35 protein-coding genes, 1 pseudogene and 1 riboswitch are annotated in these 26,961 nt (G+C 45.1%); of the genes and pseudogenes, 6 read left to right on the top strand and 30 right to left on the bottom strand.

The window, feature by feature from the left end; all coding sequences use genetic code 11:
* Position 1: 1 nt before the first annotated feature.
* Positions 2-1,111 carry a pyruvate dehydrogenase (acetyl-transferring) E1 component subunit alpha gene (gene pdhA / locus BM184_RS04570; RefSeq protein WP_086941700.1) on the bottom strand — a complete coding sequence of 370 codons (1,110 nt, stop codon included), beginning with the start codon at positions 1,109-1,111 and terminating at the stop codon, positions 2-4.
* Positions 1,112-1,724: 613 nt separating this feature from the next.
* Complete coding sequence (gene gdhA, locus BM184_RS04565; protein WP_086941701.1) at positions 1,725-3,071, bottom strand: NADP-specific glutamate dehydrogenase; 1,347 nt, start codon at positions 3,069-3,071, stop codon at positions 1,725-1,727.
* 220 nt (positions 3,072-3,291) lie between these two features.
* Between gdhA and def the strand changes: the two genes are divergently transcribed.
* Positions 3,292-3,852: a peptide deformylase gene (gene def, locus BM184_RS04560; RefSeq protein WP_086941702.1), complete on the top strand. Its 561-nt coding sequence runs from the start codon at positions 3,292-3,294 to the stop codon at positions 3,850-3,852.
* A 53-nt stretch (positions 3,853-3,905) separates the two neighbouring features.
* Here the strand turns inward: def and BM184_RS04555 are convergent, their stop codons facing one another.
* Together BM184_RS04555 and BM184_RS15690 are read right to left on the bottom strand one after the other, a co-directional pair.
* A complete protein-coding gene (locus BM184_RS04555) occupies positions 3,906-4,646 on the bottom strand; it encodes an amino acid ABC transporter ATP-binding protein (RefSeq protein WP_375152975.1) in 741 nt (246 codons plus the stop codon).
* A gap of 19 nt (positions 4,647-4,665) precedes the next feature.
* Positions 4,666-6,305 (bottom strand): annotated as a pseudogene (locus tag BM184_RS15690) (ABC transporter substrate-binding protein/permease).
* Positions 6,306-6,811: 506 nt separating this feature from the next.
* Positions 6,812-6,966, bottom strand: a riboswitch (Lysine riboswitch).
* A gap of 200 nt (positions 6,967-7,166) precedes the next feature.
* On the opposite strand from BM184_RS15690, the gene BM184_RS04540 reads away from it, so the two are divergent.
* Both BM184_RS04540 and BM184_RS04535 read left to right on the top strand, forming a co-directional pair.
* Positions 7,167-7,880 carry an HAD family hydrolase gene (locus BM184_RS04540; RefSeq protein ID WP_086941706.1) on the top strand — a complete coding sequence of 238 codons (714 nt, stop codon included), beginning with the start codon at positions 7,167-7,169 and terminating at the stop codon, positions 7,878-7,880.
* A 3-nt stretch (positions 7,881-7,883) separates the two neighbouring features.
* A complete protein-coding gene (locus BM184_RS04535; protein WP_086941707.1) occupies positions 7,884-8,843 on the top strand; it encodes a lactate/malate family dehydrogenase in 960 nt (319 codons plus the stop codon).
* Positions 8,844-8,914: 71 nt separating this feature from the next.
* Here BM184_RS04535 and panD read toward each other — a convergent pair whose 3' ends face one another.
* Genes panD through panB form a run of 3 tightly spaced genes read right to left on the bottom strand, consistent with a single transcriptional unit; the run spans position 8,915 to position 11,012 of the window.
* The gene (gene panD, locus BM184_RS04530; RefSeq protein ID WP_086628237.1) at positions 8,915-9,301 is read right to left on the bottom strand and encodes an aspartate 1-decarboxylase; all 387 of its coding nucleotides are present in this window, start codon (positions 9,299-9,301) and stop codon (positions 8,915-8,917) included.
* A 14-nt stretch (positions 9,302-9,315) separates the two neighbouring features.
* Positions 9,316-10,158: a pantoate--beta-alanine ligase gene (gene panC / locus BM184_RS04525; protein ID WP_086941708.1), complete on the bottom strand. Its 843-nt coding sequence runs from the start codon at positions 10,156-10,158 to the stop codon at positions 9,316-9,318.
* A gap of 14 nt (positions 10,159-10,172) precedes the next feature.
* A complete protein-coding gene (panB, locus tag BM184_RS04520; protein ID WP_409373507.1) occupies positions 10,173-11,012 on the bottom strand; it encodes a 3-methyl-2-oxobutanoate hydroxymethyltransferase in 840 nt (279 codons plus the stop codon).
* Between the two features lie 313 nt (positions 11,013-11,325).
* Here panB and BM184_RS15255 point away from each other — a divergent pair, with 313 nt between their 5' ends.
* A complete protein-coding gene (locus BM184_RS15255; RefSeq protein ID WP_086941710.1) occupies positions 11,326-11,463 on the top strand; it encodes a hypothetical protein in 138 nt (45 codons plus the stop codon).
* Positions 11,464-11,673: 210 nt separating this feature from the next.
* Here BM184_RS15255 and BM184_RS04510 read toward each other — a convergent pair whose 3' ends face one another.
* The 21 genes from BM184_RS04510 to BM184_RS04410 all read right to left on the bottom strand — a co-directional run bounded on the left by BM184_RS04510 (position 11,674) and on the right by BM184_RS04410 (position 23,268).
* Positions 11,674-11,892, bottom strand: coding sequence for a hypothetical protein (locus BM184_RS04510; protein ID WP_086941711.1), 219 nt, complete (start codon positions 11,890-11,892; stop codon positions 11,674-11,676).
* A 385-nt stretch (positions 11,893-12,277) separates the two neighbouring features.
* The gene (locus BM184_RS04505) at positions 12,278-13,366 is read right to left on the bottom strand and encodes a HigA family addiction module antitoxin (protein WP_086941712.1); all 1,089 of its coding nucleotides are present in this window, start codon (positions 13,364-13,366) and stop codon (positions 12,278-12,280) included.
* Positions 13,335-13,682, bottom strand: coding sequence for a hypothetical protein (locus BM184_RS04500; protein ID WP_086941713.1), 348 nt, complete (start codon positions 13,680-13,682; stop codon positions 13,335-13,337). The genes BM184_RS04505 and BM184_RS04500 overlap by 32 nt, the downstream gene beginning before the upstream one ends.
* Positions 13,683-13,938: 256 nt before the next feature.
* Complete coding sequence (locus BM184_RS04495; protein ID WP_086941714.1) at positions 13,939-14,268, bottom strand: DUF771 domain-containing protein; 330 nt, start codon at positions 14,266-14,268, stop codon at positions 13,939-13,941.
* A gap of 212 nt (positions 14,269-14,480) precedes the next feature.
* Positions 14,481-14,714, bottom strand: coding sequence for a hypothetical protein (locus BM184_RS04490; RefSeq protein WP_086941715.1), 234 nt, complete (start codon positions 14,712-14,714; stop codon positions 14,481-14,483).
* 25 nt (positions 14,715-14,739) lie between these two features.
* Positions 14,740-15,639: a hypothetical protein gene (locus BM184_RS04485; RefSeq protein ID WP_086941716.1), complete on the bottom strand. Its 900-nt coding sequence runs from the start codon at positions 15,637-15,639 to the stop codon at positions 14,740-14,742.
* Positions 15,632-15,907 carry a hypothetical protein gene (locus BM184_RS04480; RefSeq protein WP_086941717.1) on the bottom strand — a complete coding sequence of 92 codons (276 nt, stop codon included), beginning with the start codon at positions 15,905-15,907 and terminating at the stop codon, positions 15,632-15,634. The genes BM184_RS04485 and BM184_RS04480 overlap by 8 nt, the downstream gene beginning before the upstream one ends.
* Positions 15,904-16,269, bottom strand: a complete 366-nt coding sequence (locus tag BM184_RS04475) for a hypothetical protein (RefSeq protein ID WP_086941718.1) — start codon at positions 16,267-16,269, stop codon at positions 15,904-15,906. The genes BM184_RS04480 and BM184_RS04475 overlap by 4 nt, the downstream gene beginning before the upstream one ends.
* Positions 16,270-16,313: 44 nt before the next feature.
* Positions 16,314-16,532: a hypothetical protein gene (locus BM184_RS04470; RefSeq protein ID WP_086941719.1), complete on the bottom strand. Its 219-nt coding sequence runs from the start codon at positions 16,530-16,532 to the stop codon at positions 16,314-16,316.
* A 28-nt stretch (positions 16,533-16,560) separates the two neighbouring features.
* Complete coding sequence (locus tag BM184_RS04465; protein ID WP_086941720.1) at positions 16,561-16,791, bottom strand: hypothetical protein; 231 nt, start codon at positions 16,789-16,791, stop codon at positions 16,561-16,563.
* Positions 16,792-16,864: 73 nt separating this feature from the next.
* Entirely contained in the window at positions 16,865-17,137 is a 273-nt protein-coding gene (locus BM184_RS04460; RefSeq protein ID WP_143091108.1) for a hypothetical protein, read from the bottom strand.
* A 110-nt stretch (positions 17,138-17,247) separates the two neighbouring features.
* Positions 17,248-17,778, bottom strand: coding sequence for a hypothetical protein (locus BM184_RS04455; RefSeq protein ID WP_143091107.1), 531 nt, complete (start codon positions 17,776-17,778; stop codon positions 17,248-17,250).
* Between the two features lie 48 nt (positions 17,779-17,826).
* The gene (locus tag BM184_RS04450; protein WP_086941723.1) at positions 17,827-18,078 is read right to left on the bottom strand and encodes a hypothetical protein; all 252 of its coding nucleotides are present in this window, start codon (positions 18,076-18,078) and stop codon (positions 17,827-17,829) included.
* A 15-nt stretch (positions 18,079-18,093) separates the two neighbouring features.
* Positions 18,094-18,396: a hypothetical protein gene (locus BM184_RS04445; protein ID WP_086941724.1), complete on the bottom strand. Its 303-nt coding sequence runs from the start codon at positions 18,394-18,396 to the stop codon at positions 18,094-18,096.
* A gap of 287 nt (positions 18,397-18,683) precedes the next feature.
* On the bottom strand, positions 18,684-21,152 hold the full coding sequence (locus tag BM184_RS04440) for a virulence-associated E family protein (RefSeq protein WP_086941725.1): 2,469 nt from the start codon (positions 21,150-21,152) through the stop codon (positions 18,684-18,686).
* 37 nt (positions 21,153-21,189) lie between these two features.
* Entirely contained in the window at positions 21,190-21,441 is a 252-nt protein-coding gene (locus tag BM184_RS04435) for a hypothetical protein (RefSeq protein ID WP_086941726.1), read from the bottom strand.
* Position 21,442: 1 nt separating this feature from the next.
* A complete protein-coding gene (locus tag BM184_RS04430) occupies positions 21,443-21,691 on the bottom strand; it encodes a hypothetical protein (RefSeq protein ID WP_086941727.1) in 249 nt (82 codons plus the stop codon).
* A gap of 105 nt (positions 21,692-21,796) precedes the next feature.
* The gene (locus tag BM184_RS04425) at positions 21,797-22,003 is read right to left on the bottom strand and encodes a hypothetical protein (protein WP_086941728.1); all 207 of its coding nucleotides are present in this window, start codon (positions 22,001-22,003) and stop codon (positions 21,797-21,799) included.
* 262 nt (positions 22,004-22,265) lie between these two features.
* Positions 22,266-22,550: a MerR family transcriptional regulator gene (locus BM184_RS04420; RefSeq protein ID WP_086941729.1), complete on the bottom strand. Its 285-nt coding sequence runs from the start codon at positions 22,548-22,550 to the stop codon at positions 22,266-22,268.
* Positions 22,551-22,565: 15 nt separating this feature from the next.
* On the bottom strand, positions 22,566-23,000 hold the full coding sequence (locus BM184_RS04415) for a hypothetical protein (protein WP_086941730.1): 435 nt from the start codon (positions 22,998-23,000) through the stop codon (positions 22,566-22,568).
* Positions 22,966-23,268 carry a helix-turn-helix transcriptional regulator gene (locus BM184_RS04410; RefSeq protein WP_086941731.1) on the bottom strand — a complete coding sequence of 101 codons (303 nt, stop codon included), beginning with the start codon at positions 23,266-23,268 and terminating at the stop codon, positions 22,966-22,968. The genes BM184_RS04415 and BM184_RS04410 overlap by 35 nt, the downstream gene beginning before the upstream one ends.
* Before the next feature lie 129 nt (positions 23,269-23,397).
* Here BM184_RS04410 and BM184_RS04405 point away from each other — a divergent pair, with 129 nt between their 5' ends.
* On the top strand, positions 23,398-24,033 hold the full coding sequence (locus BM184_RS04405) for a helix-turn-helix transcriptional regulator (protein WP_177208533.1): 636 nt from the start codon (positions 23,398-23,400) through the stop codon (positions 24,031-24,033).
* 65 nt (positions 24,034-24,098) lie between these two features.
* Positions 24,099-25,256, top strand: coding sequence for a site-specific integrase (locus tag BM184_RS04400; protein ID WP_086941733.1), 1,158 nt, complete (start codon positions 24,099-24,101; stop codon positions 25,254-25,256).
* 879 nt (positions 25,257-26,135) lie between these two features.
* Here the strand turns inward: BM184_RS04400 and BM184_RS04395 are convergent.
* The gene (locus BM184_RS04395) at positions 26,136-26,390 is read right to left on the bottom strand and encodes a hypothetical protein (protein WP_143091106.1); all 255 of its coding nucleotides are present in this window, start codon (positions 26,388-26,390) and stop codon (positions 26,136-26,138) included.
* On the bottom strand, positions 26,380-26,949 hold the full coding sequence (locus tag BM184_RS04390; RefSeq protein ID WP_086941735.1) for a terminase small subunit: 570 nt from the start codon (positions 26,947-26,949) through the stop codon (positions 26,380-26,382). The genes BM184_RS04395 and BM184_RS04390 overlap by 11 nt, the downstream gene beginning before the upstream one ends.
* Positions 26,950-26,961: the final 12 nt, after the last annotated feature.

Here is a 26,961-nt window from a genome sequence, read left to right as displayed (position 1 = left end):
ATTATTTAGTCTCCTTTGCTTCGTAGTACGCGATTTGTTCTGCCATAGTTTGATTCGGTTCTTCGAACATGCTCTTCAAGAAATCAGATACTTTTTGTTTAGGCGCTTGGTCAGCTTCCTTAATGGCATCTTTGATTTCTTCTTTGACTGATTCGATTACTTCATTTTCTTTTTCTTCAGACCACAGACCTTTTGCCGTCAAGAATTTGCGCATGCGGATCAACGGGTCTTTTGCTTGCCAGCCTTCCAATTCAGCAGTGTCACGGTAACGTGTTGGATCGTCACCTGATAAAGTATGCGGACCAAAGCGGTAGCAGATTGTTTCGATCAATACAGGGCCATTGCCTGCAACAGCATATTCTCTTGCTTTTTTAGTGACAGCATAAACAGCAAGGATGTCCATTCCATCCACTTGGATACCAGGAATTCCGGCTGCGACAGCTTTCTGCGCCAAAGTTTGAGCAGCTGTCTGCACGTGGCGAGGAGTTGAGATCGCCCATCCGTTATTTTGGATGAAAAAGATGCCAGGTGCTTTGTAGGATCCGGCAAAGTTGATTCCTTCATAGAAATCTCCTTGCGAACTTCCTCCATCACCAGTATATGTGATGACTACGTTTTTCTTGTTGCGTTTCTTCAAGCCTAATGCAACACCTGCAGCTTGCACGTATTGTGCGCCGATGATGATTTGAGGAGGCAAAGCTTGCAGGTCAGCTGCATATTTATTGCCATCCACGTGGCCTCTTGACCATAGGAAAGCTTGTGATAATGGCAAACCATGTTTGACCAATTGAGGAACATCGCGGTAACCAGGCAACAGGACATCTTCCTTGTCGATTGCTGCAATACTTCCTAATTGGCTTGCTTCTTGACCGGCTGTCGGTGCATAGAAGCCTAATCTACCTTGACGATTCAACGCAGTTGAACGTTCATGTAAAATTCTGGACCATACCATATCTGTCATGAATTGAACCAATTGTTCATCAGAAAGATCTGGCATAAGTTCAGGGTTCACAATATTCCCTTCTTCGTCCATGATTTGGACCATGCGAAAATCTGTGTTCGTGCTGCTTAATAATGCGTCAATGTCGATTTTTGTTTGTTTTGTAGCCATGCTAACACTTTCCTCTCTATTCCCTTGATATTTCATCTCTGCCGATGAGGTTTATACAGATGATTTCAACTGTATCAATTCACAGTTGTTACATGAATAATTTACCACGCATCCGAAATATATGCAAGACAAAAGGACAGTTTTCACTTTTTGTGCACATAATATCGATTGCTACTTAATTGTAAGCGTTTAACAAAAAGGTTTTGTTCACTGTTTAACGAGCAGGATCATTATCTTGATGTTTCTTTATTGATTCATTTTAATTATGTATGTTTGCAGATTGTCACAATCAGACGCAAAACAACTGTATCAATTAACCCTGGAAACTGTTTTTAAAAAATATGCGATTCATTGATGGAATGGGCTTTCAAAAGTATAACAGTCTATTTATTATGACTACCTCTTTCTGGATAACCATTTTCTGCACCTTTTCATAACCAGTTTGTTATTTTTTCGCGGAATATACCCTGCCGTTCCATTCATTCACGAAATCACAATCTCGCCACTATGAAAATACGATTAAAACCCAGGCTCAACCCTCTCAAAAACAAAGAAAAAAGGCCATTTCAATTAAGAAATGACCTTTTTTTGTAAAAATTTGTGCTGAATTTTTTTAAACCAAACCTTGATAAATCATGGCGTCAGCAACTTGCACAAACGCTGCGATGTTGGCACCCGCCAAATAGTTGCCCGGTATGCCATATTCTTCAGCTGTTTTTTCAGCTGTCTTAAAGATGTTTGCCATAATCTCCTGCAGCTTGCCGTCGACTTCTTCGAAAGTCCAATGGCTATGGGCACTGTTCTGAGCCATTTCCAGCGCGGAAGTCGCTACTCCGCCTGCATTGGCTGCTTTAGCCGGCCCATAAAAAATGTTATTGTCCGCATAGATTTCCACAGCTTCCAAAGTGCTCGGCATGTTTGCGCCCTCACTGACACAATAAACGCCTGCTTTGACTAATCTTTCAGCTTGGTCTTTGTCGATCTCATTTTGTGTTGCGCTTGGCAAGGCAATATCATAATTCAGGTCGAAGTCCCAGACGCTGCCCTCTTTATACACCGCTGTCGCTTTTTCGGCAGCGTAGGCAGTCAATCTTTCACGACGAACTTCTTTGATATCTTGAAGCAGAGCGACATCGATACCTGATTCATCGTAGATATAGCCATTCGAATCGGAACAAGCCACAACTGTTCCACCAAATTCATGAACTTTTTGGATAGCATAGATAGCAACATTTCCGCTTCCGGATACCACCACTTTTTGGCCGGCAAACGATTTTCCGTTCGCTTTCAGCATTTCTTGTGTGTAATAGACCAAACCGTATCCTGTCGCTTCTGTGCGCGCCAAACTTCCGTTCATGACGACCGGTTTGCCGGTAAGAACACCTGTCTCAGCGCCATTCAAACGCTTATATTGACCATACATGTAGCCGATTTCGCGTCCGCCCACACCGATATCCCCAGCAGGGACGTCCAGAGTAGGACCGATATGTCTTTGCAGCTCAGTCATGAAGGATTGGCAGAATCGCATCACTTCAGCATCGGATTTGCCTTTAGGATCGAAATCGGATCCGCCTTTACCTCCGCCGATCGGTAATCCGGTCAGGCTGTTTTTGAAGATTTGTTCAAAACCTAAAAATTTCAGGATGCTTTCGTTGACGGTCGGGTGGAAGCGCAAACCGCCTTTATATGGTCCGATAGCTGAATTGAACTGGACCCGGAAACCTTTGCTGACTTGGACATCCCCTTTGTCATCCATCCAAGGAACTCGGAAGGAAACAATGCGTTCAGGTTCTACCATTCTTTCAAGAATGTTCCATTTTATGTAGTGCGGATTCTTTTCCAAAGCTGGTTCGATCGTGTCGAACAACTCTCTTACCGCCTGTAAGAATTCTTTTTGATGCGGGCCTCTATCTTCAACCTTTTTATAGACTTTTTCAATGTAATCTTTAGCAACTGTCATAAAAACCATCTCTTCTTTCGCTATAGAGTCAAAAAAACCTCACACCGTCGTGTAATCATTTTTTCATTTTCCTATTTTACACATACCTCTTCTTTATTACAAGGAAAAAGATGAGTCTAGCTTTTTTTTTTCGAAACGTGTACTATGTAACGTGAAGTGTTTTGCAGTTTGCTAGCCCAATCATTTCAATATAAAAACCAGCAAAAGGAGGAATGCATGCATGATCACTATGGATAACATCATCCGTGAAGGTCATCCTACATTGCGGAGGTCGGCTGACTTGGTCACTTTCCCTTTATCCGCGGAGGATCGGAAAATCGCCGCAGAAATGATGGAGTTCCTTTCGAACAGTCAGGATGAAAAAATCGCCGAGCAACTCAACTTGCGCGCAGGTGTCGGTTTGGCAGCTCCGCAAATCGACGTATCCAAGCGCATTATTGCGCTGCTGATACCAGGGGAATATGAAGATGATCCTCCGGAATTGGCTAAAGTGATGTTCAACCCTAAAATCATCAGCCACTCGGTTGAAAGTGCCTGCCTTAAAGGCGGCGAAGGTTGCCTTTCAGTGGATCGCGAAGTACCAGGATTCGTCGTCAGACATAGCCGCATTACGGTAGCTTATCAAGATGCCGAAGGAGCGACACACAAAGCCCGCTACAAAGGCTACACGGCCATTGTAGTCCAGCACGAAATCGATCATCTCAATGGCGTCATGTTCTACGATCACATCAATGAACAAGCACCCTTTGCAGTTGCAGACGATATCATCATCATCGAATAAAAATGAAAAAGAAGAACGGAACCTGCAGTTTCTGCAGAACCGTTCTTCTTTTGTTATTTTGTAAGATATCTTTCCAGGAATTGCTTCGTGCGATCCTCTTTTGGATGATAGAAGATTTCCTCAGGAGCTCCCTGTTCAAGGATAACGCCTTGATCCATGAAGATGACGCGATCGGAAACTTCCCTCGCGAACTCCATTTCATGCGTCACGACAATCATCGTCAAGCCGCTGTTGGCAAGGTCCTTCATGACCTTCAATACTTCCCCCACCATTTCCGGGTCCAAAGCCGATGTCGGCTCATCGAACAACAGCGCATCCGGCTCCATCGTCAAAGCGCGGGCGATAGCGACGCGTTGTTTTTGGCCGCCTGACAACTGATCCGGTTTGGCGTTTATGAATTTCCCCATCCCAACCTGCTCCAGATAGCCCATGGCAATCTTTTCGGCTTCCTGCTGAGACTTTTTCAGGATCTTCACAGGCCCTACCGTACAATTATGCAGCACATCCAAGTTGTTGAACAAATTGAACTGCTGGAACACCATCCCCAATTTACTGCGGTATTTGAAGATATCATGCTTCGAGTCCAAGACGTTCTCGCCGTTGTAGATGATTTCTCCCGCTGTTGGTTTTTCAAGCAGATTGATGCAGCGCAACAGCGTCGATTTACCGGATCCCGATGAACCGATGATGCACACAACTTCTCCCTTGTTCACACTGAAATCGATGTCCTTCAGCACTTCATGTTGACCGAAGCTCTTCTTCAGATGCTGTACGTCAATTACTTTTTCCATCAAATGATTCCTCCTGTGGCAATTAATTTGCTCTGTCTCTTCCTGCTTGTTTTTTGCGAGCCATTAATTCTGGTGTAGTCAATTGGTCTTGACCTGCACCCATCATCTGATAATTATCAGGGCCTTGCATTTTTCTTTCGATGGCACGCAGGACGCGCGTCACTGTGAAGGTCATGACGAAGTAAATGATTGAAGCCACGAAGAATGATTCGAAATAACGGAAATTATTCCCGGAAATCGATTTGGTCGTAAAGAACAGTTCCGAAACGGAGATGACGTTCAATACGGACGTATCTTTGATGTTGATGACGAATTCGTTCCCTGTCGCCGGCAAGATATTCCGGATCACTTGCGGCATGACGACATTCCGCATCGTTTGCAAGTGATTCATCCCGATTGCTTGAGCAGCTTCGAATTGCCCTTTGTCGATGGAAATGATTCCGCCGCGGACAATCTCCGACATATAAGCACCCGTATTGACCGATACGATCAGCAACGCTGCGAAGATGCGGTTCATATCAATATCAAACGCCAAAGCCGCCCCATAATAGATGACCATCGCTTGCACGATCATTGGCGTTCCGCGGAAAATTTCGATGTAGCATGACAGCAAGAAATTCACCACGTTGTACACGTGTTTTTTCCATCCCGATTCAGCAACCGGGATCGTACGGATGACGCCGATCATCAGACCGATCCCCAGTCCGATGATTGTTCCGATTAAAGCTATATATAATGTTGTCCACGCACCTGATAAAAACTGTCTCCAGTTTTCTTCGATGATGCGGATAACCCAACTAAACTCCATTTAATTTATGCCCCTTTTTGATGTTCCGTCCACCTAGATTATTCAGCTGATGGTTGGTTTTGGATTGCTTCATCCATCATTTGGATGCGTTCTTCTTCAGTGATGCCGCTCAGAATCTCATTGATCTGATCTTTCAATTCGCTTTCTTTGATCAAACCGATTGCGATTTCTGAATCAGCCACGGACAATTCAAACGTATCCGCTTCATCCAATTCGACCATTTTGAAAGCAGAATTAGCTGCTGAAGCACTGATGGCTTCAGGACGTTCCGAAACGTAGGCATCAATAGTGCCCGATTCCAAAGCTACGCGCATGGAAGTGAAACTGTCCATTGCCGGTTGCTTTTGCACGCCTTCAATCTGATCGATAACGCCATAGTGCAACGTATTCAACTGCGCTGTGACTTTTGCGTCTGCAAAGTCGGCCAAAGTTGTCGCATCTGCATAAGCTCCATCTGATTTTACGACCATTACCAATTCAGTTGTATAGTAGGAATCCGAGAAATCGATTGCTTCTTTGCGCTCGTCTGTCGGCGACATACCTGCAACGATAGCATCGATTTTGGATGAAACCAATGCCGGCACCAGGCCATCCCATTCTGTTTTGACGATGACCAATTCCTTGCCTAAGCCATCCGCCACTTTTTGGGCCATCTGAACATCATAGCCATTTGCGTAACCGTCAGCTCCCTCGATTTTCACCGCGCCGTTGCTGTCATCATTTTGGGTCCAGTTGAAAGGAGGGTATCCTGCTTCCATTCCGACCACGAATGTATCTGAATCCGCCGAACCATTCGCTGCGGATGATTCCTCAGTGGCTCCGTTTCCGCAACCCGCCAAAATAAACAAACCCATCAAAGCTGCCATTGTTTTTTTCCATGTTTTTACTTTCATCTCTATTTCCTCCTAATGTTTATAGTCCTATTTTACATGCTTAGAAATGCGGGACAAGCCCGCTCTGCCTCGAAAGAAATTTAGGAAATCTGGCCTCGCAACGTTCCCTGCGGTCACCTTGTACTGGGAGTCTAAGGAATGAATCCCTAAGACTCCCATGCAAATGAGCATCGCAGAGCGCAATGGGTCAGATTTATCTAATTTCCGAGAGGCAGGCTTGGACCGCTAGCCATCATTTTAGATGCATGAAACATTTTGCGAATTTATGCAACACCTACGGTGATGCGCTTTTTTGTTAAAAAATTCCATTAATTCCTTAATATAATTAAATAACCCTCTTATCCAGCTGCGTTTTTGTCCACCTTTCGACCCATAGAGCGTCATAACAATGCTAATTCAGTCCCTTTTTGTGCAAAAAAATAGACTATAAAGCAAAAGGCCCTATAATCCAGCTTCCTTCTGCCCGCAATACCGAAAGTACTCCACAAACGATTTTGGGCAAATCGTTCTGACAGTGCCAGGATTCTTAACCCTGACCCCAACACAGCAAACGCTGTATTTCGGCGAACACCCCTTTCAAACGGGCATTTTACTCTTGATGTTCGCAGCCTCTTCCATTATTGTATGATCGTATGACATTATTGTATGCTATTATACTGTACGGGATTTTAATTTGCAACAAAAAGCGCTTTGGCCCGCCATCCGACGGACCACGCTCGGCGACAGGCACCATTGTTGATCGTCCCTATTTTGTCCATTTTAAAAAACCGGTTTTGGATGCTATACTGACTGCAACGACAAAAGGGAGGAACTACCTTAATAATGCTTACTATTCTATTCGATTTGGACGATACTTTATACGACACAGCAAGTCCGTTCTTCCAAGTGTTGGGAAATTACCGCTTGGAGCACAGCCATAGCGACGCAGAAACCTTCGCACTTTTCCGCGAGCATTGCGATGCCGCTTTCGACCTGTTCTCCAGCGGGGAGCTGACCCTGGCCGAGTCCCACATCATGCGCACACAGCATACGTTCGCCGACTTGGGTCTTCCGCTCACCGACGAAGAGGCGATGTACTTCCAGGAAACCTACCAAAAAAGGCAGGGAGAAATCGTCTTGAGCCCAGGCATCGAGCAGCTATTGAATGAGTTGGAAAATCGACACATTCCGATTGCAGTCTTCACAAACGGCCCTGAAAAGCACCAAATGAAAAAATTCAATGCCTTGGGTTTGGAGAGATGGTTGCCGCCATCACGCATCTTCATTTCCGAAAAAATCGGTTTCCCAAAACCCCACGCCGAAGCATTCGCGCATGTGCAGGAGGCTTTGAAGGCCACTTCTGACGAGCTGCTTTTCATCGGGGACACTTACGAAACGGATGTCATCGGCGGTCAGGCTGCCGGGTGGACAACATTGTGGTTCAACCATCGCCGGAAGCCGGAAGATGAAAAAGCGGTGTTGGAGCCAACCTTCTATTCTGTAGCGGAAATGCACCAAGCCATAAATGACAACATCTCAAAACGAAAGGAAATGTGACCTATGAACCAGACAAAATTAGCCATCATCGGGGTCGGTCATGTCGGTTCCCAAGTATTGACCGACTGCAGCCACCTCAACCTATTTTCCGATATCGTCCTGATCGACAGCAATGATGACACGGCAAGAGGCGAGGCGCTGGACCACCGCCACGCACTGGCAGCCAGCTACCGGACAAACAGCAAAATATACGCCAGCGATTATGCGGACTGCGCCGATGCCGACATCATCATCATTTCCGCGGGAGTCAGCGAGAAGCCCCGCCCGGGTGAGGATATGCCGCCAAGAGCATTGATGGGCAAAGAGAATGCCATTGAAATACGCAAAATCATGACAGGTATCACCCAACACACAAAGGATGCGATCATCATCCTGATAACGAATCCGGTAGATACGATCACCTATATCGCCGAAACTGAGTTTGACTATCCGAAAGGCAAAATTTTCGGCACCGGAACGACCTTGGATACTTTCCGTTACCGTCAAATTGTTGCAGCCCACTATCAGGTCGATCCCAAAAACGTCAGCGGTTATATCATGGGCGAACACGGCAGCACCGCCTTCCCGGCACTCAGCAGCACGACTGTTGGTGCACTCACCCTTGCCCAATGCGATGCCTTGTTGGCCCCTGCGGAACCATTGGACTTGGAATTCGTAAGCCAAGAAGTGGTGCACACAGCTTCCGATGTCTTCAACTGGAAAGGCTGGACCAATTCAGGCATTGGTGAAGTCGCAGCGGCCCTGGCCCGCGCGGTCATGCTGGACGAGAAAAGCATCTTCCCAGTGACCGCAACTGTCGATGGCTTTTACAATTGTCATGGCGAAGCAGCCTTCAGCATGCCTTGCATCATCGGCAGGAACGGCTTGGAGAAACAGATTCCCTTGCCGTTGGATGATGAGGAATACGAAAAACTGCAGCTCTCCATCAAAGATATTCAGCACACCTTGCAAAACGTACGATAAGAAAAAGCGCAACTGCGTCATGGCCGATTGGCTCGATGCGGTTGCGCTTCTTTTGTTTCCGTAAGGACAGGCTACATACTGAGCCTTCCGTGTTCTTCATATCTTGTCACTGTTGTGATGGCATTCTGCTCATCCACAAACACCACAAGCGGTTTATGTTCCTTCGCTTCCTGTTCATCCATCATGCAGTAAGCCATGATGATGATTTTGTCCGACACCTGAACGCAACGGGCGGCGGCACCGTTCAGACAAATCATGCCCGATCCGCGTTCGCCTGCAATGACGTAAGTTTCAAACCGGGCACCATTATCGATGTCGACGATCTGCACTTTTTCATATTCGATCAGCCCTGCAGCGTCCAGCAGATCCTTGTCGACAGTGATGCTGCCCACATAAGAAAGCTCCGCCTGGACCACGACGGCGCGGTGTATTTTACTTTTTAGCATATTGAGTTGCATTGTTTTCCCCCCACTTATTCCGTGATAAAATTATCGATCAGACGCGTTTTCCCGATATAAACCGCCAAAGCCACCAACACAGGTCGCTCGACGCTGTCCACTTGCTGCAGCGTTCGCGCATCCACCAACTCCACATAGTCGATCTTCGCCATCGATTCTGCTTGGATCGTTTCCGAAACCGTGTTGCGGATCTTGGCAGCATCCCGTTCTCCGTTCGCAAGCAGCTGCTTCGCGACTTCAAGCGCTCGGCTCAGCACCAACGCTGCCTTCCGCTCATCCGCTGAAAGATAACTGTTGCGCGAGCTTTTCGCCAAACCGTCCGCTTCCCGGATGATCGGGCAGCCGATGACAGTGACGTCCATATTCAGATCGCGGACCATCTGCTGGATGACCGCCAATTGTTGGGCGTCCTTCTGCCCAAAATAGGCACGGTCCGGCTGCACGATGTTGAACAACTTTGTCACGACGGTGCAGACGCCCCGGAAATGGGCCGGTCTGCTCTTACCGCACAGGCTATCCGTCAGACTATGCATATCCACAAAGCTGCTGAAATCGGGATGGTACATTTCCTTCGGCTCGGGATGGAAAATCAGATCCACTCCACTGGCTTCGCACAAAGTTGCATCCTTTTCCAGATCTCTTGGGTAGCTTTCCAGGTCTTCGGATGGGCCGAACTGCATCGGATTCACAAAAATACTGACGACCACCCGATCGTTTTCGCTGACGGCTTTCTGCATCAAACTTTGATGGCCTTCATGCAGATAGCCCATCGTCGGCACGAAGCCGACCGACAAACCTTCCTTTTTCCAGGCCTTCACGGCACTGCGGATTTCTTCAACCGTTGCTGCAATCTTCATCAGTGATTACCCCTCTAATATAATTTTTCGATGACCGCATCGGACAGCGCAAACGTGTGCTCCGCTGCCGGGAACGCGCCGCTTTTCACTTCGGATATGTATTTTTCGATGGCTTTCTCCATCTGCGGTCCTATTTCTGCATAGCGTTTGACGAACTTCGGCGTGAAATCGGAATAGAGCCCCAGCATGTCCTGGTAGACCAACACTTGGCCGTCGCAGCCGTTCCCGGCGCCGATGCCGATTGTCGGAATCGAAATGCTTTGTGTGATCAGCTCAGCCAATTTGGCCGGGATGCATTCGAGCACCACCGCAAAAGCTCCTGCCGCTTCCACTGCCTTCGCTTGCTCGATCAGGCTGCGCGCCGCTTCTTCATCTTTCCCTTGGACCTTGAATCCGCCGAAAGCATTGACGGATTGGGGTGTCAGGCCGAGATGCGCCATGACCGGAATGGAAGCTTCCACGATCGCTTTGATCTGCGGGCAGACTTCAATCCCGCCTTCCAGTTTGACCGCCTGTGCCCGGCCTTCCTTGATCAGCCGGCCTGCATTTGTGACCGCATCATAAACGGAAGTCTGATAGGACATGAACGGCAGATCGCTTACGACCAAGGCATCCTTCACTCCTCTGGAGACAGCTTTCGTGTGGTGGATCATATCCTCCATCGTTACCGATAGGGTGTCTTCATACCCCAACATCACCATTCCCAACGAATCGCCCACCAGTACCGAGTCAATCCCTGAAGCATCGATCAGTTTGGCAGTGGAATAATCATAAGCAGTCAGCATCGTCAGCCGCTCATTCTTCTGCTTGGCGTTGCGGAAAGTCAAAACCGATTTTTTCACCCGAATTCTCATCCTCTCTTCATCCCAATATAATATATTATTCACACATTACGTTCTGCGGGGAATAATGTCAATAACTTTTTGAAGATGAAAGTCCGGAAAAAAACATTTCCTGTCATGATAACTGTATATTCCGATTGGAATGCAGCGGAAATAGGAGTGGACAAAAAAATAACGTTTAGATAGCCGACCACCTACTGTCTTCAGTAGAGCGAATTCACTACACTCAGTGACAATAAAGTAATAAGGTTAACTTCACTAAAATAAGGTATAATCTATTGGTCGAAGAGTTTCTCTTTAAGAACAAGAAAAGTAGGTGAACAAAATGGGGAAATATCAATTGGATTACAAAGGTCAGGCAGCTGTGACGAAGTATCATGAAAAACAGACGCCTGCCAAATTTGATAGAAAGCAGCAACTTGAAAAAATACGTGCGGAGTATTTAAAAAAGAAGCAAAAATAAACAGGTGAATTGCATCAGCACTGAAGCAACGAGATTCTGGGTGAACACTCTAAACTTGCCTAACGAGCGTTTCAGCTCCAAGACAGCAGTTTGGAAAGTTTCATTCGCGGATATCCACACGCTTAAACCGCTCTGTGTCCACCTTCCCTTTTTGCCTGTTACTGTATTATGGGGATGCCTTAGATGCTGCTTCCATTTTTGTCACTAAATTTAAAAGAGACCGTCGTCCGCGATTATCTTTTTCGCGCGCTCCTCGGTTATCTCCTCAAAATCTGCAGAAGCGTTCATGATTATTTCTTCGTACCAATAATCGGATGCTTCCCAGGTTTTGCTCTCCGGAACATACTTAAACATCCAGTCACCGTATTTCAAAAGGAAATTTTTCCGATTCGTCCTCGTCGTTACATAATATTTTGTTTTTCTCATCATTTCATCTCTTCCTTCTAGCTAGCCTCTTTAAGTTATTGATACACCCGTGCTTATGAATATTTATGCATATATGAATTTTTAGCCTTACATGGTCCATTGCATGATCAAAAAAACAGACCTTAGAAAACACAGAAATGGCTCTGTATCAAAGTTCCTAGGGTCTGTTAATTTAATTTGATGGAGACGATGGGTACCACGTTTCCGAATTTGTGACGTTTTAAAAGGTTACGTGAAATAGCGTATACTATAGAAGTAATTCCTTTATCATTAAATGCGATTCCATAGCGTTATTCTATTTGGTATTCAATCACGTATTCAATTAGTATTCAAAATAAGCGGGTAACGAGGCTATTTTATAGTCTCTTTTTTTTAGTCTAATTTCCAACTAATGATTAGCCCAAACATACCTAGGTTTAAGACGAGACATATTCCAATCGAGATGGCCTTCCTTTTGTAATCTCCCTACAAGTATAAAAGAGGGTACTCCACATTCAGCAGAAAAATCTTTTATACTAGCCTCGGAAAGGTCTTTTTTTGAGCAAAACTCTTCGAATAACGAATCTGGTATCAAGGTATTTCTAGCGAAATAATCCGCTTTTCTCTCCACATCCGATTCATAGTTATCAAAATCTATAAATTTGTTTTTGATATCCCCGTTTAAGATATGTCCTATTTCATGAAAAAGAGTAAACCAGAATATGTCTGCGAAGTGCTGCCTAATAGTCATTCCCAATAAGAGCTTGCCGTCATGTGTCTTTTTAATAAACCCTTGCACAGGTGCTCCTTTAAAGTTGCGCACGACTTTAAAGGATATTCCGCACTCATCGAAAATAGCAGTTAACTTTTTGATGATTTCGTTTGGATCCTCATCCATGATACTCTTCATATCAGGAATACGTAATTTTAAAACCTCTAAGTCTAAAGGCCTTTCAACCTTCGCAGCATTTGTCTGAACTTCGCATAATTTTTCCCATGCGAAAAGAACGAAAGGATCAATCTTATCAGAGACTTGTGCACGATAAGCAACATTTGATTCAATCGAGGGGATAACCGCCAAATCACTTACACCTAATAACCTTCTCAAATTCAGCACTAACTCTGGTTTATTAGACGTATTAGGGACCAAGCTGATCTCTTTAAAATAATTAAGTATGTCTTTCAACGGTTTGAGAATGTCGATTTCTTCTTGAGAAATACCGTTAACTTCTTGATACTCAATAAGTTCTTGGTCGTAGTTTGATTGTAGATTGACCCAAAAACGAGCATTTACACCCAAAGCGTACTCTAACTTTTTAGCAAATGCATTAGAGATATTCTTTCTCCCGTTAATAATCTGACTTACATGTTTCTCAGAGGTGCCAGTCCTGCTGGCTAACTCTTTTTGTGTCATTTCTCTGTCCTGTAGTAATTCTTCAAGCGTTTCTCCGGGATGTATAATCAATTCAGGGGATAAGAACGGAACGGTGTGAGCCATGATAATCTATCACTCCTTTTATAAAAACCTTTTTGCAATTCGATAAGGACTCCGAACTTAAATCATCAGCGTCAGGATAAACAACTAATCTATAATTAGCAGTTAAACTAATTCCATAACATCCGTGATCTACTCCTGATAAATCATGGGGTTTTCCTAACCCAATATCTAAATATTCTTGAAATGTAGTAGCAGCACCTAATTGATTGATCCTCAATTTAACACACTTTGTTAATGGCGGCCCAATCTTTTTCTGCATTTCTGTATAATTATCGAAGTATTTTTCTAACTTCGGCTTATCGTATCCTATTTCCATCAATGCACCCCTCAAAAAAGGATTTACCACATTGGTAAACTACTATCATTTTATCATACTTTTAAAAATTTGCAACAGGGCATTCATTTAATAAGCCCCCTTAATGAATCGGCTATCTCGGAGGCTCGTTTTCAAGTCTTCCTTCCCGTTAAATTAAAAAAACATCCGATAAAGGCACCTCTTTCTCTGTTATAAATACGAAAAAATTTGTTGATCTGTTACCCGGTCTTAAAGATTGACCCGCTCCCAAACGTCCTTATTTTGTACCCTGGAGCGTGTTGTTTCCTCGGATGAGCCTTTCGAAATTGTTTTCGAGCCAGTCCAGGGTAGCGCCCTTGTGAAATCTCCAGGGACTTCCCTTCTTTTCCGGGTACTTCACAAACTTCTCGAGTTCGCTCCGGTACGGATAAAGAATCCTCGTTTTCAGCGTGTCCGGATGCTTGATCCCTACCTGCTGCTTGAACCAGGCTATCGTTTCCCAGCTGTTCCCCCGATCTGCATTCTTTTTTAGCTTTTCATATTCGACTTTCGTTATCAGCACATATTCATCAGGTATCTCCACAGTTAACTGTAATTTTTGGGCCATAGGATCACATCTCCGCTATTTAATTTGTAGCTGTTCTGGAGCCTATTATAAATCAAAAAGAAGGCTACCGGATTATCCGATAGCCTGAATATGCATTTTAAAATTATCAGACCGCCGCTGCCTTGGACGACGGCCCGAAAAGGAGGAAAACCGTAAATCAAAAAACTATGCCTCAGTATTCCCTGCCACCCACCCTCCGAACTAACGGACAATTATTCCTCTAAATCCCATTCACCCATTTCGATGGTAATATTCATCTGATCCCGTTTCTTCTGATAACGTTTCGCCCAGGAAGTGTATTCCGCTTCCGTCATGCGGACTTTCTCGCCTTCATTGTCCCCATAGATTTCTACCATTCCATCTTCCAAGACCTCGATAATCAGGGCCGGCAGTGCGTCTACATGCGTTTTCTGTTCCAGGTTCCGGATTCTTTCACTCATCCTCATTCATTCGCATCCTTTCGGCTCGGATTCAGTACGGCATCCCCCACGGATCCAATCGCAAATTTTTGTCACGCTGCGCCCCTTCTAAATTCTGGAAAGACCAGGCATCTTTTTTCGGAATACCTGCAGTAGGGATCATATCTGTCAAAGTCCGTTGTAGTCGGCTGTCGCCAAGGGCTACGCTGATTGTATTCGTGTTCGGTCTATAAGGCTGTTCCTCCGCAATCATCTGCAGTGGGTGCTTAATGCTCAAACGGTTATCCATCGGGCGGCCTTTCGCGTCATACTGCAGCGGTTTCTTCCTGTCCCGGGCATTTACCATTTTCAGCAGATGCGGGTGGAACTTATACTCCTTCAGGATGCTTAGAATTTCGTCATTGCTCCCATGATCCAACATGTAAGTAATATAAGTCATATCCTTCGCGTCAAAATCGTTGATGCTCGCTTTTTTCACGATGCCATCGAGTGCTTGCTGCGCCTTTTCGCGGCGGTCTTTCTGATGCTGCATCGTTGCCGTGTATTGCTCACCCATGATGGCTTTCATTTTCTTCTCGTACTCGTCATACAGATCGTTCAGCCGTTCAGCCTTCGCTACGTCCGTATATTCATTACGGTTTAGGATGGCTTCTTTCTTTGTGCTGAATTCATTGGATAGTGCCTGGGCCTGTTCGCCTAAAGTGTTGACCACTTTTTCATGCTTTTCAATTCTGGTATTGTATATATAAGATTCAGCCTTTAGGATGGCATCTGCTGCAGCTTCGGCCATTGCCTGCGTGAATACTAACGTACCTTCTTCTTTGTCATCGTAATGCTCCAGAATCTTTTCTTTAGCGTAAGCTTCTTCTTCGGTAAGTGGCACCTCTTGCGTGGAATCCATTACGCTCTCTTTGTATGCAGCTTGAAATTTTTCTTCTTCGTGGTTAATCATGATTTTTCCCCTTTTCGTCTCTGTATTGGTTTACTTTTCGTTCTGCCCTACTTCGAAACAGTTCGTGCATGGCAAACAGCTCGTCAGGAGCAGGATCTTTCCCAAACTTCCCGGATCCTGCGGCGGTTCTTAATTCTTCATCTGTCGCCTCCTGCAGAACTTCGGACAAAGCTTTCTGAAATAGTTCTGCCGTATCACCTTTATTACCGATCTGCTTTTCTAACTGCGCGATCCGTTTTATTGAGTCTGCACTCGCTTTTCTCATCATGAACCTAACCTTTCCTCTATTTTGGCCAGACGTTGTATCAGGTCGTCTAATTCAAGACCTTTATAGGCGTTATCCAGCACTGCTCTTGCAGCTTGTACGCGCGATGAAGTCGGAGCCGCTTGATCTTCTATTACCTCTTCCAAAGTCGCTAGGGCTTTGTGCGAGACCCGCTGCAGGTTAGCTGTCACTTGCTGCATGGTTTCTCTTCTGAAGGTCAGGTAAGCTTCATTGAATTCGGGATCACGTAAATATTGAAACGCGGTACCTCTTGCAATTTTCGCCATTTTCGCTGCGTCCTCTATCGTGCTGGTACTCATTAACGCCAGGATAAATTTTTCATGCTTAGCATTAGTTTTTGTCAAAAAATCACCTCCAAACGTTCAAATTTGTGCATTTTCGTATCGATTCAGGAAGATCCTGCATCTTCCAAAGGGTAAAGCCTGCATATCGATCGACCCACTTTTACAACTCCGATTGGATGGCCGGCTGCACACAAACCTTCTACGGCATCCTTCACTGACTGATAATCAAGCCCAGTCCCGATCATGGCCTCAGTCATGGTCAACCCGGTAAAATTGCTACAAATCAGATTCAGTAACTTTTGATTGCTCTCATCTTCGTTCATATCTCCTCTCCTTTCTGCTTCGACCGCCCTAGTCCCATGGGATATCGTCTATAATGATGACGCTGTTCGGCTCTTTCTGCTTTATCGTAACCATCCAGGCTTCGAAAGCTTTCGGGCTCATCTCGCCCAGATACTTATGCTTCACCACGTTTAACACGGAATATCCCCCATCCATCAGATCAACGATGTACGCATTCTCTTTCACTCTCTCAGCGATTTCTTCTAGCCTCTCCAGCTTCTTCCTTGTCCTGTAGTCCATTTATACCCACCTTCCCGTCTCATCGTTTTTTGGTTTACCCTGTTCACTTCAGACTTCATTTAGTACGCTACCCTCAGTAACTGCTGTTTTTCCAGTTCTGCTGCCATTTCTCAAATGCTTTAATTCTTCTTTCCTGTTCCTGCCTGCGCTTGTTCTCATACTCTTCAATAAGCAGCTTATCCAGCGGGTTATAATGCGTACAAAATTCCGCCTGGGCCGCTCTCAGAATTTTCTGATAATCCTTCAGCTTCATCTTTTTGATCTGAGCCATTCGCAGATCACTGATGCTTATCTGATTTCGGGTGTAGTATTTCTCCGCCAAAATCAGGCGGTTTTCTTCACTCATGGCGCTTAATGCCTGGTATAGGTTCTTCACTCGCCGTGTGTTCAACTCGCTCAGGCTGCTTAGTCTTGCTTGGTATTTTGGCCACTTTTTTAGGACCAATTGCCAGGGTTCTATTCGGAACCAACTCCTAGCAGTTCCAGCATGGCGGCGAAGTTCACGCTGAAGGATTCCGTGAAGTTTTCATCTTCCAAATCAAGAATTTCCGCTGCCTCTATCAGGAAGTCAGGCATCTCGTAAAACTTAAACCGGAAGCAAGCGGCCTCTTCGATTTCTTGTACTTCGCTGAAGCATAGCTTCTCTACATTCCTTAGGTTCTCAGTGTCCGGTAGTTCGCGTTTATGGAAGTATTTCTTATTCAGCATTACCCTATCTTCCCGTGGCAGCTCCTGGAGAAAAAGCCGGAAATGCTTCAGCTTAAACTCCAGTATCTCGATATACCGCTCCAGGGCTAACAGTGTATCCAACAGATTAACTACCTGAACATCCTGCCGGAAGCCTCTTACCATCCAGCGACCTTCCGAGTATGTGAAATAACTATGCAGCGTTTGATTCCGGTAAAACTCTTCCCGGTATTGCAATACCCGCAACCGCGCGTTTGGCAGTTTATATTGAAGAGAGAAATAATATTCGATCATGTCCACATTTAACACTCAAAACACCACCACCCTTCTTAGCGGCATCGGTCGCTACTATTCAAAGAATTCAGCTGTATCTACATTCATGATCTTGTACTTAATGATTTTGTGCATAGGATACGTGAAATGATATCCTTTAGTATCCTTCGGTGGCAGGTAGTGGAGCTGCACCCGATCATGATACAAGCGGATCTCTTTCAGTTTCGTATCTACCCCATTCAGACGGAACCAGGCCACTTTGTCATACATCGATTCGTCTACCACGCATACCCAGTCTAATATTTCATATTCTTCCATCTTTTTCATCACGGTTTCCCCTCTCTAATTTTCAGGCTTGTAATCTTTATATTTCTCGATGATTCCGGGTAATTCTTTCTTCAGAACGTCTATACCAGCAAACCAAAAGTACTCTAAGCTGCGGGAACGATACGTCTCTCCTCGGCTGATATCCCACACGCAAACCATCATTTCAGGTACCTTTTTTCTAGATAAGGCACCTGAGATTTCGACATCACAGAACTTATTTAACTTACGATAAACACAATCAACCCCATCGATAATTTGAATGCTGTACGCTTCTCCCAGATCTTCTGCCAGAACCTCAATCCGTCTTTTTCGTTTCACATTCTCACCTCTCTAATTCCTGATTTTGGATGTAATATATAACTTTCCAAAAAAGTTAAAATACTGATTTAAGGAGACGACAGGTACTATATACAGCCTAATTACCCTTTAATCATCTAAATATACTTTTATATATAAATTACATATTACATATTACATAGCTTGTTAAACGTTGTTGCATCGGCTTTTTAAGGCTTCGATTTTGTAATATAGGACGTATTACACTCTTATTACATATTACGTGCTTTCAGAACGTCCTATATTACATCGAAATTACATATTACAAATCAATTTACCCTCTTAAAGCCCTGTATCGGTTTCTCGAATCCTGGTATCCTGACAGTCGAACTTTTCCATCCTGGCATCGAGTTATTCATTATCATGCCGATTTTTTTCGACACACTCACTGATCTCATATCAGTACTTCCGACTTGGAAGTTGAATAGCTCCTGCATAATCTCTCGGGAAGTGACTTTCTCCCGAGGCGCGAGTTCTTCGTACTCCTTTTTATAGAATCCCTCTTCTCCGCGGAGTCTGCTTTGGATGTAGTCGCTTTTCTCACCTGCACCCCACTCATAGAAATCCTCAGGTATTTGAATTTCCAAATACAAAGCTATGTCGTCGCGCATGGGATCGTCGGCTTTTGCCTCGTTTTGCTTCTCTCTGGCGATTTTTTGGGCCTCTTCTGTTAAGTCCAGCCAGTTACCGTATTTGTAGCGGGTCTTATACAAATGCACCGCCTCGGCCCAAAGTTGAGCGATAACCGCCTCCAGGCTGCCGTCGAATACTGACTTAGTTCGGTTGTCTTTATCGGATATGGCATATAGCCAGCGCCTGCCGCCTGTCTCATCTTTCAGTGGTCTGTATTCGTTCGTGGTGGCCACAAATACGCAGTGGCGTTTCATGCGGATATTGTTTTTCTCGTAAGGCTTGCGATACACGTCCTCGGTCCTGGATAAGAAGTTTTTCTGTTTCGTAATATCAGTACGCTTTGCAGCAGCCAGCTCTCCAAGTTCGATCAGCCAGTTATCCGAAATGATTTGAATATCGTCCTTGCTGTCCAAGCTTGTGAGTGAGTCCGTGAAGAAATCCGGCGCCAGCTTCCGGAAAAACGTACTCTTTCCTATCCCCTGCGTCCCGATCAGCGTTAGTACAAAATCAAACTTGCACCCCGGCTTGTAGATTCGGCTTACTGCTCCAGCGAAGAACAATTCCATTATTTCAGCTGTATAGGGCGGCTCGTCCGGAACCCCGAAATAATCCATCAGCAACTTGCCTATACGTGGTATATGGTCCCACTCGGCTTTCTCGATGTAATCCTTTACTGGATTGAAAGCCTGCCTTCGGGCCTCAGTTACAACCGCATCATCCAGGTTTTTACTGGAGAACGTGCAATCATACCTGGTATCTACACGAGTTCGGATTTCTGAGGCATCACGATCGGAGAAATCCTTCAGGAAAACCGTTTCCCAGGAAGGCTTTCGTACCTTCTCTATAGTTCCGGTAAATTCATTAAAGCCTAGCAAGCCTTTGAACTCGGGATCATTCGCCAGGATTAACGTAAGATTGTAAATATTGTTCATCACTTTGCCCGCTTTAGTTGTCCGCAGATCCGCTATCCAGCGGGCTCCAGTATCATCCTGCAGAGACGCGGCAAAATCTTCGTCGGCACTGGCAAGAGCCTGCCTTTTCAATTCAAAAGAAACGTTCTTATCTGCAGCAACAAACTCATTCATAGCCAGGAATGAAGGTAAGCGCGTGCTGGGCGTTCCCAGCTTTGCCCCTTCGTCTTGATCGCCGAAGCGGTGGATACGGACCAGGTCAAACGCGTTAGTCAGCTTGCCGCCTGTCGGATCCGTTGCGTGATTCGAATAAGCAAACTGGTTATCATACAAGACCAATCCGCCGCTGGTGCTGCCACCAATGAAGGAATATCGATCTGCTCGTTTAGTAGGCTCGTACACGTCCTGCAGGAACGTCTCGATCGCGGTCGCTATGTCGTACACCCGGCAGAATGCACCAATGATGCCCGGCTTCGCTGCAGGATCTCCCGCCTTCTTTCGTTCATGAACTTTTACTGCATTCTCTCGCTCGCTGGTCGGCCAGGAAGATATGTCTGTCCAGTCCTCGTATTTAGCAAGGATGGTATCGGGATCTAGAAAATTTTCGTCCTGGTACTCGAATATATACTCGCCGTCTCTCGGGCAGCTTGGCCAAAACATAAGGCGGCTTGCCTGGTACGTTGTATCATCGAAGAGATTAAGTCCAAAAATCTCAGCCACTTTCCGTGCTATCGGTTCGTACTCGTCCGGTGTTACTGGTCTGGATAGTGGGATAATCAGCCGTTCCCGGGGCTTCTCAGGTGTATGGCTATGAGTGCTGTATATCGCTGCCGCATGTTCAAACAGAAGCGGAACGCTTTCCCAGAGGTCCATAGTCAGATGGTCGGCATCCAGTGTTAGCAAGCTGCGGGACTGCACTGCATCGGCCTTTCGGCGCCCGCCTTTCAAGAAGCCTCCTACATAGCCCCCAACATCTTTGGCTGCGTCCTTTTCAGACTTGGGCATACTTTTATACTCTGCAGCCGTTTCTTGTGTCCTGGTCGGCTCAGATAGCCGCTGCAGGAACTCACTCCAGATCATTGTCCTGTTCTTCCATTCGGTCGCCGTTTTGCGGCTGGCCATTGCTAAATTTATTTCTTTGTCATGCTTCAAGCGCGGCGGTGAAGCCGCTTGTTGTTCATCAGCTTTGTTCAAACAATAACCCTCCTTTCTCACTTTCTTTACTTTATGGTTAATATATGAGCATTCCCTCTGCCTTAGGCGCCGCTCTCGGGTGCTTGTGTTGTTCTTCTTCCAATAGGTTCGCTATGAGGTGCAGCAGGTTCTCGTTTCGGGCACTCAGCTTTTCGGTCTCGCGTTTCAACAAGTCGATTGATTCAGCACTCTCGGCATCAGCTACCAGGGAACCTATCCGATCCGTGTTATCTAACACCTGCTCCAATAATGTAGGGATGAAGTTCAGACGTGATTTGTGGTCTCTCATGTCAGATACCCCCTTCCTGCCATGCACATAGGTCGCGTTCCACCCGCCACTGGCCTTCTCTGATTTGTACTAGTCTATCAGGAAACGATCTCTCGATGTCAGCCTCTGCAGTTTCTCGCAGTCCGCTGATCCAGTCCTGCAGCTCTGTGCCCTGAGGCGCTCTTCCAAAAAGTATGATGAATGATTCTCTATTGACCGCATCAGCAGCAGCCTTATGGCCCTCAACTGTATGTAAATTATTTTTTGTCATTGCAATTAGCTCCCTTGTATTGTAATATTAGGGATAAAAGAAGCCGTCTAAAGCTTAAAATATCCTCGTTGCCTTGTACTGAGTTCGCTGCTCATGGGTACAAGGCTATTTTTTTGCACATTTTTCTTCATTCCGAACACCTTGCTGAACCTCATCGATTATCAGCAACACTACTTTTATTTTCCGTCCCCAATCATCGTCAGCCGTTTCAAAGCCGTAAGCTTGAAGAAACGTGTCGATGGCGGCCCTGTTGAAATTATGCAAAACAACCTCAACGCGGGTTAGTTCATTTTCGCTTTCGTTCGCGTTCATTGGTTCCACTCCTCCCGAAGATTTTTTAGTACGATCTTACAAACTCCCCACGTAAAGAACGCGAGCATCATTCCAGCCGTGAAGGCTGCCTCTAAATCATTCATAATTCTTCACCTCTTTTCGGTGGGTTTTATACTCACTGTCTCCAACCTCAAAACCGGATAACGCTTATAGGCCGCCGATTCTAGCCGAAACTTCTCTCTTTTTTCGCTTTTGAATACCTTCATTGAATACCTTTGGCCCCGTTTGCCCGCGGCTATTTTTATTTTTCCAAAGTTTTCAAGAACGATTTTAGCGTTTCTTTTGAGATTAGTTGCTTGCCCTCGATATGGATAATCGGCAGGCCGAGAACTTCAAGCCGCTGCAATGTAGTAAAGGAAACTCCCAAGAAGTCACACGCCTCGCGTTTATTCAGGTAATCTTTTCGCTGTAGCGGATCAGCCGCAACTTCATCGATGGCCTTGCGGACCATTTCTTTTACTGAACCTTCCAGGGATTTCTGCAAAAGGTCCCCTATCTCGATATTGTCAATGTTCAGTGTCGCCATGTGCTATACACCCCCTTAAATATTTTCGATTAGATTGTAGACCGCCAGGCTTATCTGCGTTTCAAGCGGCAGCTGGTCCGGCGCGCTTCTTTCTTCCCAGGTCTCTTCCAGGTATGCCTGGAGCGCTTTTACCTGGTAGCCGTCTAACTCGATTGAATAGCAATCCTTTATATACCTGGTATCGCTTAAATCCGGCTTAATACGATACGCGACTGCTATCTGCATTCCTTTATTGTTGTAAAGGGCCGCTTCCGGTTCAGCTGCATCGTATTGTCCCCTACTGATGTACACCAGTCCGCGCCGCCGGGTCTTGAGGAAATCCTCTTCTGCCGATCTTGATACGCGATAGCCGAGTTCTTCCAGCTCTTCCAGGTTCTTCACCTTATACCCAACCAAAACGGGCTCTCCGGTGCCTTCATGCGCCAGGTAATACTTTTTCAGTTTTAGCATGCGGATCACTCCCCTTTCGGGCTTTTGCTTTCGAACGATTTTCTGGTGGCTGCCTTTCGTTTTGCAAGGTTTTTCCGTCATTGACAAGTAAATAAAAAAGATTGAATTGCTTATCTAGCTTCATCATAAGTTTGCCTCCTGGGTTGTACCTGTTGGCCTCAATATCGGCGAGATAAGAGCGAGATATCCCCACTAATTTAGATGCCTCAAGTTGGGTTAGTCCACGCTTTTTCCGTTCATTTTTAAGTACTGTTCCGATATCTGACATTTTTTACACCTCCTAGCCCTTTTATGTGTCTAATTGTATGGTATTTCCGTCATATTGTCAATAAGAATTACTTGTATTTCCGTCATTTATATTCTATGATTGATTTATATAATGGAAGGGGGCCTATGTTTGAATTTTGGAAACGTTTTAAAAAGGCTTCGTAAAGAAGCTAAAATGACACAAGCAGGGCTTGCAAAAGCAGCCGGAGTTTCTAGGACTTATCTAAGTGACGTTGAGAACAACCGCTACAATCCTAGTGTAGATCTGGTGAAAAAACTTTCTGCGGCTCTGGAAAACTCCGTACATAGTTATGAATCTATTTTCACGCTGCTAATGTCCGCTGCAAATTACTCTGTGCATAATGTTAAGGATCTTGAATTAGTAAGTTCTCTCATCAAGGAATACCAGGATAATGGAGAAAATGCTTTTTTAGCCAAGTCTTTAAAAGACCTGGCATCAGAAGCGCCCCAAGAACTGCAATCAATATCTAACATGCTACTCAGCTATATTGAAAGTACGCACAACAGAGTAGGCAAAGAGCTTGAATCTGAACTTGAAAGAATAATCACCAATTATTTTAACGACTTCGCTTTATATGATCCGAGTATGTTCTCAGTCTACCTAACCGACGACTTAGAAAAACATATCAACGGATTGAAAGAAGGCATGCTATTGCACGAGGACGAAAAAGAAGAGTATGAGCGATGGATCCAACTGATTGAAAAGTTCATTGCTGAGGTAAAGGATTTACAAGAACAAAAATAATATAATGCCTGGTCTCCAGGCGCCTCTTATAGCCCCGTTGCCCGCGGTGGAAAGAGGAAAAACAAATGACAGTCATCAAGAAATACACAAAAAAAGACGGCAGCGCCGCCTATCAGTTCAATGCTTATCTTGGAGTAGATCCAGCAACCGGAAAGCCGAAGCGGACCACCCGCCGCGGTTTTCAGACAAAAAAAGAAGCCCAGCTTGCCCTATCCCGCTTGAAACTGGAGATAGAGGAAGAAGGCTTCAAGGAAACAAAGCGATACACGTTCAATGAACTTTATGAGTTATGGTTCGAATCAGCATACAGAAACACGGTAAAGGAAAGCACCTATACAAAGACGCAGGAACTGTTTAATAATCACATCCTGAAGAAGTTCGGCGCCCTTTACCTGGACAAGATAACAATCCCCTACTGCCAAAAAACGGTTAATGCCTGGGCTGAGAAATTATCGAAGTTCCCGCAGCTGAAGAATTATACTTCGAAAGTCCTGGACTATGCTGTCACCCTGGAATTGATTAAGAGTAACCCAATGCGGAAGGTCATCTTGCCGAGAAAGAAAGTGGACGTGAGCGGAGAAAAGCTAGAAAAGTTCTTCACCAAGGAAGAGCTGCAGGAGTTTTTCAGCTGTTTGGCCAAAGAAGAAGGTTGGTCTTATAAGTGGACCACTATTTACCGAGTCCTCGCCTTCTCTGGGATGCGCGTAGGCGAAGTCTTAGCCCTCACCTGGAAAGATATCGACTTCCAGGAGCAAACGGTCACGGTTAATAAAACGCTCACGAGAGGCCAAAAAAACGCGCTTATCATCCAGGAACCAAAAACAAAAAGTGGAGTCCGGACGATCGCGTTCGATGAAATCACCCTATCCATGCTGCAGACCTGGAGAAGAACGCAGGCAAAAGACTATCTGAAGCTGGGCTTCAATACCATGCAGCCGGATCAGTATATTTTCACTAATACCAGCAATGGCTTTTTGCAGCCTAGTAATGTTTTGACTCGTCTGCACCGTATTATCAAGAAGCACGATCTGAAGAAAATAACGGTCCACGGCTTCCGGCATACTCACTGCAGCCTACTCTTCGAATCAGGCGCCTCATTAAAAGAAGTGCAGGACCGCCTCGGCCACTCGGATATTCAAACAACCATGAATATCTATGCCCACGTAACTGAAAAGGCAAAAGAAAAGACGGCCGAAAACTTCGCGAGATACGTCAATTTTTAGGCTAAAAACAGATATGGTATTCAATCTGGTATTCAATGCAAAAAAAGAGCCTCATAAACGTTTAGGAAATGCCGTCCTATCAACGTTTACAAGGCTTTTTAATTAATGATGTATGGAGACGATGGGTATTAAAGTACCGCGTTTCAACGGAAGCAACCCCAATCAAATAAAAAGCTTATATAATAGAAGGGAAATAATACCCTATTCAAACGGAATGATAGCACTTCAAACCATTTCGAGTGCTTTTCTGAGTGCATTTTTTAGTAGGCAGCGGTCTGATCTCCTCAGTTTTGAGGGGATCTTTTTTATTGCAAAAAAATAGACTGATTAACCTTGGGGGCATAAATCAGCCTTCACTTATTATATATCTATCTGGATGAAAACGCTACACCTTTTTAGCTGTTGCACATGTTTGTGTGATAGCCTGCATATTGAACCGGCTGAAAATTCAGCTCATCGCTCAATCCACTTTTGGCCGGGGTAGCGATTCGCTAAGGCGCGGATAGATCAGTCCAATTTTGGACACATCTGATGTTGAGGAGAACCTCAATAACAAATCGTTATCGAGTCCGGCTCAATTTTGAGCATATCTGCATTCCCATTTTGGGAACATAGCTTTGCAATGGGATGCGTCGCGATTTACGACGGAACTTTTTGCAAATTGTGCCACGTGGCGGAATTTAAATCGCTACGGCCCAACCGCTATCGCTTTAACCGATAGCGGATTTCATATCCGTTAAATTGTCGGGTATGGCTCTGCCCCATAGCGGCATAACGTTTCGTTAGGTCGTCCGGCTGCCGTCATTTGAAATGACACCATTTTTATGCGATGGATGCCGTCGTGATTCGCGACACCAGGAAGAGCAAAAAAGCAACCTGTTAAGGCTGCTCTTGTCTTGATAATTCAAATTTCAATAAAATATCATCCGTCCGCTTTTGGATGCTATCTATTTCAGCAAGATCCTGCATCCGTTCCTTTTCTTTGAGGTATTCGCCGATGTGGTATCTCGCATTTCGAAGCGTTTTTTCGTCCACTTCCTCAGGGTTAAAATGATAATCTGCCAGTACATCCATTGCCTTAATTGCCGTTTTTTCCATCAGATCGAAGGAAAGCTTCATTTTTTTATATTTCATTTCCAGGTCCATCTTCTTGTCTCCCCTCTGTTAATAGCCAATCGTTATAAGAACTATATGCACTCGTTTCGTGTGGTTCATATCCTTTCACAACGTCCACTAACGATTGCATTAAGCTGAAGTCATGTTCTGCGCCTACGATCAATTTCGTTTTGGCTTTGATATGTTCCGTTTGCGCCTTGATTAATTCCCTTTGTTCCTCGCGAGTGGTATTGATTCCCTCGATCTTATTCAGTTCCCTAATCGCATCAATAAGGGCTGATTTTGATACCGGAGTCAGGCCTACTTCCTTCACATCGTTCTTAGCTTCTTCCAATAGCGCTAATAGTTCCATAGAGGCCTGTTCCCGGGTCCATAAAGCCTTTTGCTTATGCTCGTCCATCATTTCGTTATATGTTGCTATGACGTTGCTATTTCGCATTAGACGGCTTGCGGCTTCTCGAATCGTTTTATCTTTCATCCGGGTATTAGGATATGCCTGTTTATAGGCTTCACTTTGGCTCATACCGCTGATTAAATTTTGCACGAACAATTCTTGTTTTGCAGTAAGTTTCTGCATTTTCTCACCTCT

Origin of the sequence: Trichococcus pasteurii, from assembly GCF_900112935.1 — a bacterium.
In the GTDB taxonomy this organism is placed as follows: domain Bacteria; phylum Bacillota; class Bacilli; order Lactobacillales; family Aerococcaceae; genus Trichococcus; species Trichococcus pasteurii.
Note: the sequence above shows the minus strand (reverse complement) of the source record. Positions and strands in the feature narration are given on the sequence as shown.

Excerpts from the sequence above, each read along its gene's own strand:
- pdhA (WP_086941700.1), bottom strand. The coding sequence starts at position 1,111 with ATGGCTACAAAACAAACAAAAATCGACATTGACGCATTATTAAGCAGC.
- gdhA (WP_086941701.1), bottom strand. The coding sequence starts at position 3,071 with ATGACAGTTGCTAAAGATTACATTGAAAAAGTCTATAAAAAGGTTGAA.
- def (WP_086941702.1), top strand. The coding sequence starts at position 3,292 with ATGATCACTATGGATAACATCATCCGTGAAGGTCATCCTACATTGCGG.
- BM184_RS04540 (WP_086941706.1), top strand. The coding sequence starts at position 7,167 with ATGCTTACTATTCTATTCGATTTGGACGATACTTTATACGACACAGCA.
- BM184_RS04535 (WP_086941707.1), top strand. The coding sequence starts at position 7,884 with ATGAACCAGACAAAATTAGCCATCATCGGGGTCGGTCATGTCGGTTCC.
- panD (WP_086628237.1), bottom strand. The coding sequence starts at position 9,301 with ATGCAACTCAATATGCTAAAAAGTAAAATACACCGCGCCGTCGTGGTC.
- panC (WP_086941708.1), bottom strand. The coding sequence starts at position 10,158 with ATGAAGATTGCAGCAACGGTTGAAGAAATCCGCAGTGCCGTGAAGGCC.
- panB (WP_409373507.1), bottom strand. The coding sequence starts at position 11,012 with ATGAGAATTCGGGTGAAAAAATCGGTTTTGACTTTCCGCAACGCCAAG.
- BM184_RS15255 (WP_086941710.1), top strand. The coding sequence starts at position 11,326 with ATGGGGAAATATCAATTGGATTACAAAGGTCAGGCAGCTGTGACGAAG.
- BM184_RS04510 (WP_086941711.1), bottom strand. The coding sequence starts at position 11,892 with ATGATGAGAAAAACAAAATATTATGTAACGACGAGGACGAATCGGAAA.
- BM184_RS04505 (WP_086941712.1), bottom strand. The coding sequence starts at position 13,366 with ATGGCTCACACCGTTCCGTTCTTATCCCCTGAATTGATTATACATCCC.
- BM184_RS04500 (WP_086941713.1), bottom strand. The coding sequence starts at position 13,682 with ATGGAAATAGGATACGATAAGCCGAAGTTAGAAAAATACTTCGATAAT.
- BM184_RS04495 (WP_086941714.1), bottom strand. The coding sequence starts at position 14,268 with ATGGCCCAAAAATTACAGTTAACTGTGGAGATACCTGATGAATATGTG.
- BM184_RS04490 (WP_086941715.1), bottom strand. The coding sequence starts at position 14,714 with ATGAGGATGAGTGAAAGAATCCGGAACCTGGAACAGAAAACGCATGTA.
- BM184_RS04485 (WP_086941716.1), bottom strand. The coding sequence starts at position 15,639 with ATGATTAACCACGAAGAAGAAAAATTTCAAGCTGCATACAAAGAGAGC.
- BM184_RS04480 (WP_086941717.1), bottom strand. The coding sequence starts at position 15,907 with ATGATGAGAAAAGCGAGTGCAGACTCAATAAAACGGATCGCGCAGTTA.
- BM184_RS04470 (WP_086941719.1), bottom strand. The coding sequence starts at position 16,532 with ATGAACGAAGATGAGAGCAATCAAAAGTTACTGAATCTGATTTGTAGC.
- BM184_RS04465 (WP_086941720.1), bottom strand. The coding sequence starts at position 16,791 with ATGGACTACAGGACAAGGAAGAAGCTGGAGAGGCTAGAAGAAATCGCT.
- BM184_RS04460 (WP_143091108.1), bottom strand. The coding sequence starts at position 17,137 with ATGAGTGAAGAAAACCGCCTGATTTTGGCGGAGAAATACTACACCCGA.
- BM184_RS04450 (WP_086941723.1), bottom strand. The coding sequence starts at position 18,078 with ATGAAAAAGATGGAAGAATATGAAATATTAGACTGGGTATGCGTGGTA.
- BM184_RS04435 (WP_086941726.1), bottom strand. The coding sequence starts at position 21,441 with ATGAGAGACCACAAATCACGTCTGAACTTCATCCCTACATTATTGGAG.
- BM184_RS04430 (WP_086941727.1), bottom strand. The coding sequence starts at position 21,691 with ATGACAAAAAATAATTTACATACAGTTGAGGGCCATAAGGCTGCTGCT.
- BM184_RS04425 (WP_086941728.1), bottom strand. The coding sequence starts at position 22,003 with ATGAACGCGAACGAAAGCGAAAATGAACTAACCCGCGTTGAGGTTGTT.
- BM184_RS04420 (WP_086941729.1), bottom strand. The coding sequence starts at position 22,550 with ATGGCGACACTGAACATTGACAATATCGAGATAGGGGACCTTTTGCAG.
- BM184_RS04415 (WP_086941730.1), bottom strand. The coding sequence starts at position 23,000 with ATGCTAAAACTGAAAAAGTATTACCTGGCGCATGAAGGCACCGGAGAG.
- BM184_RS04410 (WP_086941731.1), bottom strand. The coding sequence starts at position 23,268 with ATGTCAGATATCGGAACAGTACTTAAAAATGAACGGAAAAAGCGTGGA.
- BM184_RS04400 (WP_086941733.1), top strand. The coding sequence starts at position 24,099 with ATGACAGTCATCAAGAAATACACAAAAAAAGACGGCAGCGCCGCCTAT.
- BM184_RS04395 (WP_143091106.1), bottom strand. The coding sequence starts at position 26,390 with ATGAAATATAAAAAAATGAAGCTTTCCTTCGATCTGATGGAAAAAACG.
- BM184_RS04390 (WP_086941735.1), bottom strand. The coding sequence starts at position 26,949 with ATGCAGAAACTTACTGCAAAACAAGAATTGTTCGTGCAAAATTTAATC.